Here is a 6,287-nt window from a genome sequence, read left to right on the forward strand (position 1 = left end):
AGCCACTGGAGCCGATCTGGGCATAGTTGCCACTGGAGCCGATCTGGGCACCGTAGCCACGGGCATCTTCTGTCTCGCCAATGTCTTTCGTCAGTGCAATCAAGGAATTTACATCGGAGATCACGATCTCTTTTGAAAATGCCTTATCGAAAGCATTCCGCGTCAGCCACTGAGCGTCTGCGTACTTTTTGTCAGCATACAGCGCTGTCATGGTCTCGCCATATTCTGCGCTGCGGGAATTTGTTGCTGAACCAAGACTTCCCATCCTGACACGCGCCCCACTGGCGCAGCATGTTCAGGGTTATCTGTGCTTTGTTTGTTTCTGCGGGAGCGCTCTGCTCGACCTGCTGTGTATCTGTCATTGCCCATCACCTGTTTGGTTGATGGGTTATGCATACGCTCAGCAACACTAAGCAGTCAACATAAAAAATTAGCACACCTAAGCAAAAATGCTTAGTGTCAAAAAATGTTGACTCTGCCTCTAGTGGGGTGTGATGTAGAACGTAAGAGGAACACTAGCGCAAATCGGGGCATTACGTTGGCTAGACGTGGTTCAGAGTCGGCTGGGCCGACCAATATGGAGGAGATCGACCACAGCTCGCTTCTTCTCAACAGAAAGAGACCGCCAGAATTTGAGCAAGGCGAGTTCGTCGGGATCTTCGACCAACTCACCTGCGTATGGGGAAGAGCCGATTGGCGCGATTTGCTCTTCGATAGATAATACCGCGCGCAAGGCTGCCATACTATCATTGTTAGGGTTTGTTGAACCCAGCTCCCATTGCGCAACTGCGCTTTTATTGACGCCTATAAGCTCAGCCAAACGAGCTTGAGACAGCCCTTTAGCCTTTCTGGCGGCGCGTATGAGGTCTTTGAGTTCCATGCGTGGATACTGGCCCATAGGCCGCTTATCAGCACTAAGCAAAAATGCTTTCCTTTCACGCTCAGTAGTGCTAAGCACATCTCATGAGCAAAGAAACAGGAATGTCCCTGATCCGATCCCGGCGCGGATTGTCCGCCAAGGTCGCGTCAGGTCTGGGCATCACTCGGGGAGCGGTGGCCCAGTGGAATGTCGTACCGTCTGAACTTGTTGTGCGGATTGAGCAAATTACGGGCTTTCCCCGTGAAGCCTTGCGCCCCGACCTGTATGAACGAACCCCCACCGAGGAGGTGCGAGCATGAAACGCCCCCCCCAAGCGGACAATGGTGCCGTCCGGCTACCGAGCGGCGTACTGCCGCCCGCATTACGCAAAGGAATGGACGGCCTTTGGTTCTCCAGACCTCTCGCCGGACGCTCTGCGCATGGCAGGCCGTCCCCAATGCATCGAAATCCGTGACGGCGATGTGATCATCCTTTGCATGAAGGTGAAATGACGTGGAAATGAGCAAAAGTGAATTGCGCAAGCAGCAGATTGCTGAGCGCACGAAGAAGGCGGCGGCTCTGTATGCTCAAGGCATGCCGAGAAAAGAGATATGCCAGACATTAAATATTTCCCCAGCTATGCTTTCCGTTGCCCTTAGGGCAGCTGGGTCTCCTTCGCGCAGGGACATCAGTAAGGAAGAGTATGAAAGGCGCTTGCGCCTGACGCGTGAAAAGCATGCGTTGGGTCTGTCGAATGCCAAAATAGGCAAGGCCCTTGGGCTGGACCCTACTCTCATTACGAAGCTTCTGCGGGAGATGGGCCTTTCTTCCAATGGGGGGAGCAGCAAAGATTCCTTCAACAACCGCATTCAGTGCGTTGCGCGCTTTCTCAAGCAGGGCCTGACCCCGGAGCAGATTACTACTGAGATGGGCGTAAAGCTGGGGGCGGTGAGGAACTGGCTCACTCCCGCGAGGAAGATTGTCCAGAGCGAAAGTGAAGATACGCCCCCAGAGCCGGCAGTAAAGCCCACCGCGCGCTCCATGTTTGGAGAGGCCCCTCTTTCGCGCAACCATCCCATTGTTGTGGATGCCATGTGGCGCGGCCTCGAAAAATACCGCGAGCCCTTGGCTCTTTAACCCCCGCACGAACCCATGCCCGCAACTGCATCCTCAACCCCCAGCTTTCGCGCGACTTCCGCCAGCAACGCCATGCGCTGCTGGATGGTCGCGTATGGGTGCAGGAACGACCAAAGCTCCGCTGCTCTGACAGTAGACTGCCAGAGGAACGGAGTGTTGTGCATGGCGGCTGGCATTGCGTCACACGCGTTCAACGTGTCCAGCGCATACTGGCCGCCATACTGCACCGTTCCAAATTCGGTCTCCTTCTCCATTGTTTCTCCAGTTCTCGTGTTCCGCAAAACTGAGAATGGAGCAAAGCGATGTGGAATGATCGGGCAATTTCCGCCCGGAAACAGTCAAAAAGTGACCGAAAGTTTCCGCAAATGATGGGCCTTACGCACATGCCCGTCCGAGACAGGCTCTTAAACGTGATCAAACGGGAGTTCGAGCCCCTCAGGTTTGCGACCGAAATGCTGGCCCGCGCGGCGAAAAAGACGCCCCGGGCCGCACGTAACTGGCTGTCAGGAACGAATGCCCCTGATGCGGAGGCACTTATCGAACTGATGGCTTCCAGCAACGCAATAGCGGCAGAGGTCGAGCGCCTTGTCGCTGAGCGCCGTAAGGCACGCGAGGAAGAAGAATGCCCTGGTTCAAGCTCCGGCTTTGCCGGTTCCAGTGGTTCCGAACGCACAACGGGCCACCACCTTCTGTCCACATAACGTGGGTGCACGTTTCCTGGTTCGATTGGGACACATGGTCGGACAAGATGAAGCGCGCTCTTAGGGCTGCGGAAGAGGAGTTGAAGAAGTGACCCCATTCCCGGTTGAAGAAATCCGCAGCCGCCTCGCTGATGCCGTCGATTTGGCAGGCGGTCAAAGCGCTTGGGCGCGCAAAACTGGCATCAATCGCACAACAGTTTCCGAAGTCCTGTCGCACAAACGCGACATACCGGAGAGCATTATCAACGCGCTGGGCTACATCGTTCGCCCCATGTGCGTACCTGCCCGAAAGGGGATGAACCGGTGAAAGTCCTTATCGGTGGAGAATACAGCGGGCGGGTGCGTGATGCCTTCATTGCATGCGGTCATGATGCCATGTCCTGCGATCTAATCCCGACCGAAAGACCGGGGCCGCATTACCAAGGCGATGTGAGGGATGTTCTGGATTATCCTTGGGATATTGCAGTCTTTCATCCTCCATGCACGGATCTGTCTGTGTCTGGGGCGCGCCACTTTGCGGAAAAGCGGCTGGACGGCCGTCAGCAGGCTTCGGTCTCGTTCTTCATGACGCTGGCCAAGGCGGACATTCCGCGCATCGCCATAGAGAACCCGGTCTGCATCATGTCCAGCCTATGGCGGAAGCCAGACCAGATTATTCAGCCGTGGCAGTTCGGGCATGGAGAGACCAAAGCAACGTGTCTGTGGCTCAAGGGCCTGCCGCCACTAAAGCCAACCAATGTCGTGGAGGGGCGCGAAGCACGCATACACCGCATGCCCCCTTCTGAAAATCGCGGAAAGCTCCGCAGCGAAACCTATGCAGGCATTGCCGAAGCAATGGCCCGGCAGTGGGGAGAAATTGCCAATGTCTGAATTCCCGAAAGATCACAACGACCCCGCAGTAGGCGGCATCGCAGCAGACCGCCTGCGCTCGATCATTGAGCGGGCAGAACGCCTCGAAAGCGAACGCAAGGCTCTGGGCGACGACATTAAGGACGTTTTCACGGAAGCAAAATCTGCTGGCTTCAATGTGAAAGTTCTTCGCCAGATCATACGGCTTCGCAAGCAGGATCCCGCACACGTTGAGGAAGAAGAAACGCTCCTCGACATATATCGCCGCGCGATTGGGGTGTGACCATGGCCCAGCATGAAGAGGATCGGCTGCACACGCACATCTGGAAGGCCCTGCAATTCATCCTGCCGGATGATGCCGTGGCGTGGAGCACGGAGAACCGTCAGATGGGACCGCGCGAGGGCATGCGACGCAAGGCCCGCGGCTGTGTGCCGGGCGTTCCCGATATGGAAATTCATCACAGAGGGCGTTCATTCTTTATCGAGATTAAGACGCCCAAAGGCACCGTGAGCAAGATCCAGAAGGACATGCACCAGCGCCTCAAGCGGGCGGGGCACGCTGTTGCCGTCTGCCGCTCCCTTGAGGACGTGCTGTTCTTTCTGGAGAGCCATGGTGTTCCGCTGAAAGGGGCGGTGATGGCATGACGAAAGAAACAATCGCAAAGCCCATAATCTTTTCCGCTCCGATGGTCCGCGCGCTTCTGGATGGCCGGAAGACGCAGACGCGGCGAGTGATGAAGGTGCAGCCTCAACCTTACGCTGGGGGTGTTCACCCCAACCATGTAGCCAAGCACCCAGTTCCTTACATAGACGCTTATTGCTCCAAGAGAAAAACACCAGCCAATCCCAGAGGCATGAGCGCGGACTGGTGCTGGTGGTCGGAGGATGACCGTTGCGGGCCGTATGTGGGTAAATGCCCATACGTTCCCGGCGACCTTCTGTGGGTGCGGGAGATATGGCGCACCCTGCACAAATGGGACTGCCTCGCACCCCGGAATCTGATGAATGATATCGACAAGATAGATTATGCGGCGTCGGGATATACAAGAAACCCTCTTTGGGCATGGGGGAAAAACCGTCCTTCCATGTTCATGCCCCGCTGGGCCAGCCGCCTAACCCTGCGCGTGACGGGTATCCGGGCAGAGCGGTTGCAGGATATTTCTGAGGCAGATGCACAGGCTGAAGGCGTCCGGAAAGAAGAATTTGGCAGGCATTCCCTGTGGTCTGGCCGGGACACTGAGCGGCCCACCCTGCCGTCTGCAAAGCGAGCCTTTTTGGACCACATCTGGACAGACCTATACGGCGAGCATGAGACGAAATCCGTGGACGCAAACCCATGGGTCTGGGTCTACGAGTTTGAGGTGATCCGCAAGAATGTGGGTGAGGTGAACTGATGGCCCGTATCCGAAGCGTTCACCCCGGCCTTTATACAGATGAAGCGTTTATGACGCTTTCCATGGCTGCGCGGGTTTTGATTGTTGGCCTGTGGGCTCATGCAGATGATGGCGGCGGCTTTGAATGGAAACCTCTTGTTCTGAAGGCGCGCATTTTCCCTGCCGACAATATCGATCTGGGGCCAGTCCTTACCGAACTTGAAGAGAATGACGTCATAAAAAAGTATGACGTGGCTGGTAAGAGTTATGGAGCGGTACGCAACTTCGGCAAGTGGCAACGCCCCCAGAAGCCAAAGCGGTTTGTTCCCATGCCTAAACCGGTACGGGAATACTGCCAGTCAGAAACCATATGTCCGGATGCAGAAAATGATAGCGGTAATAACCAAGTACGAGACGAGTATAATACCAGTACGCAACCGGTACGCGACCAGTCATCAAATTCTTCCGCAGAAGGTAGGAAGGTAGGAAGGGAAGAAGGTAGGAAGGTATTACCCTCACTACGTTCGGGACCGCCGGAGCCGGTCGCGGAACCCGATCAGCCCGTTGATGCCCGAACCATGCTCTTCCGGGAGGGGGAGACGCTCCTGCACCACATGACCGGGAAGCCCAAGGCCCAGTGCCGGGCGCTCACCGGCAAGTGGCTCAAAGCCTGCCGAGACCGCTGCGACCTGCTGCTCTCGATCATCCGGGAGGCAGCGGAGCACCGGCCCGCTGATGTGGTTTCGTGGATTGAGGGCGCGGTGCGGCATCGAGCGTCCGGCGGCCCATCCCCCCGCCATGAGCGGGTAGCCGAAGCGTGGGCCGGAGTGCCCGACATTGAGGGGGTTTAGTCGATGAACGCGATTGCGACCTACCAGCCGACACCGGGCCACAAGCCGAGCCCCGACCTGTCCGCGCTACTCGATGCTGTCCGCAGCAACGTGGCCATCATGCCCCGTGACCTGACAGCCCAGAGGGTTGCCGAGGCCCGTGCCCTTGCTGCCGCTTCGGTGCAGCCGGCCACCCCCGAACTGATCGTGGCATGGCTGAAAAAGCTGGCAATGCTGGTCGTGAACGGGCCGGATGCTGGGCGGGCCCGTGCCCAAGCCGAGGCGATGGTGGAGATTTGCGGCGACCTTCCCGCAGCCGTGTGGTGTCCCGAAACCCGCAAGGCGTGGTGCCAGCAGGGCGACAAGGGGAAATTCTGGCCAGCCCCCGCCGAGCTTTACGCCCACCTCCTGCCGTACGCCGAGCGCATCAGGCGGGACGCATGGCAGCACAACGGGTTGTGGCCTTGTCCGAGCGGGCAGCCAAGCCTCGGGCAACCGTAAGCGCCGAGGAGCGCGCGGCAGTCGCCGCCCAGATGGC

At 57.6% G+C, this 6,287-nt stretch carries 13 protein-coding genes; 9 read left to right on the forward strand and 4 right to left on the reverse strand.

Going from position 1 to position 6,287, the window contains the following annotated elements:
- The coding region (locus JCM25146_RS20070) for a hypothetical protein (RefSeq protein WP_035372788.1) at positions 1–211 on the reverse strand (211 nt) is incomplete at its 3' end.
- 342 nt (positions 212–553) lie between these two features.
- Positions 554–880: a helix-turn-helix transcriptional regulator gene (locus JCM25146_RS15160; protein ID WP_159102016.1), complete on the reverse strand. Its 327-nt coding sequence runs from the start codon at positions 878–880 to the stop codon at positions 554–556.
- An 83-nt stretch (positions 881–963) separates the two neighbouring features.
- Here JCM25146_RS15160 and JCM25146_RS21745 point away from each other — a divergent pair, with 83 nt between their 5' ends.
- Both JCM25146_RS21745 and JCM25146_RS15175 read left to right on the forward strand, forming a co-directional pair.
- Positions 964–1,179, forward strand: a complete 216-nt coding sequence (locus JCM25146_RS21745; protein WP_081774897.1) for a Cro/CI family transcriptional regulator — start codon at positions 964–966, stop codon at positions 1,177–1,179.
- 214 nt (positions 1,180–1,393) lie between these two features.
- Positions 1,394–1,996: a COG3415 family protein gene (locus tag JCM25146_RS15175; RefSeq protein ID WP_148299119.1), complete on the forward strand. Its 603-nt coding sequence runs from the start codon at positions 1,394–1,396 to the stop codon at positions 1,994–1,996.
- Here JCM25146_RS15175 and JCM25146_RS15180 read toward each other — a convergent pair.
- A complete protein-coding gene (locus JCM25146_RS15180; protein WP_025829080.1) occupies positions 1,993–2,250 on the reverse strand; it encodes a hypothetical protein in 258 nt (85 codons plus the stop codon). The genes JCM25146_RS15175 and JCM25146_RS15180 overlap by 4 nt on opposite strands.
- A gap of 156 nt (positions 2,251–2,406) precedes the next feature.
- Here JCM25146_RS15180 and JCM25146_RS22650 point away from each other — a divergent pair, with 156 nt between their 5' ends.
- From JCM25146_RS22650 to JCM25146_RS22250, 6 genes are all read left to right on the forward strand, one after another.
- Entirely contained in the window at positions 2,407–2,697 is a 291-nt protein-coding gene (locus JCM25146_RS22650; protein ID WP_025829081.1) for a hypothetical protein, read from the forward strand.
- A gap of 88 nt (positions 2,698–2,785) precedes the next feature.
- Positions 2,786–3,004, forward strand: coding sequence for a hypothetical protein (locus JCM25146_RS15190; protein ID WP_025829083.1), 219 nt, complete (start codon positions 2,786–2,788; stop codon positions 3,002–3,004).
- Positions 3,001–3,567, forward strand: a complete 567-nt coding sequence (locus JCM25146_RS15195) for a hypothetical protein (protein WP_025829085.1) — start codon at positions 3,001–3,003, stop codon at positions 3,565–3,567. Before JCM25146_RS15190 ends, JCM25146_RS15195 begins: the two co-directional genes overlap by 4 nt.
- On the forward strand, positions 3,560–3,829 hold the full coding sequence (locus JCM25146_RS15200) for a DUF2312 domain-containing protein (protein ID WP_025829088.1): 270 nt from the start codon (positions 3,560–3,562) through the stop codon (positions 3,827–3,829). The genes JCM25146_RS15195 and JCM25146_RS15200 overlap by 8 nt, the downstream gene beginning before the upstream one ends.
- 2 nt (positions 3,830–3,831) lie before the next feature.
- The gene (locus JCM25146_RS15205) at positions 3,832–4,191 is read left to right on the forward strand and encodes a VRR-NUC domain-containing protein (RefSeq protein ID WP_035372792.1); all 360 of its coding nucleotides are present in this window, start codon (positions 3,832–3,834) and stop codon (positions 4,189–4,191) included.
- A gap of 440 nt (positions 4,192–4,631) precedes the next feature.
- Positions 4,632–4,940, forward strand: coding sequence for a hypothetical protein (locus JCM25146_RS22250; protein ID WP_148299120.1), 309 nt, complete (start codon positions 4,632–4,634; stop codon positions 4,938–4,940).
- A gap of 497 nt (positions 4,941–5,437) precedes the next feature.
- Here JCM25146_RS22250 and JCM25146_RS22655 read toward each other — a convergent pair whose 3' ends face one another.
- Complete coding sequence (locus JCM25146_RS22655; protein WP_159102017.1) at positions 5,438–5,689, reverse strand: hypothetical protein; 252 nt, start codon at positions 5,687–5,689, stop codon at positions 5,438–5,440.
- Between the two features lie 84 nt (positions 5,690–5,773).
- Between JCM25146_RS22655 and JCM25146_RS20090 the strand changes: the two genes are divergently transcribed.
- On the forward strand, positions 5,774–6,250 hold the full coding sequence (locus JCM25146_RS20090; protein ID WP_025829095.1) for a hypothetical protein: 477 nt from the start codon (positions 5,774–5,776) through the stop codon (positions 6,248–6,250).
- Positions 6,251–6,287 lie beyond the last annotated feature (37 nt).

It is taken from the genome of Acetobacter okinawensis JCM 25146 (assembly GCF_000613865.1).
GTDB classification, from domain to species: Bacteria; Pseudomonadota; Alphaproteobacteria; order Acetobacterales; family Acetobacteraceae; genus Acetobacter; species Acetobacter okinawensis.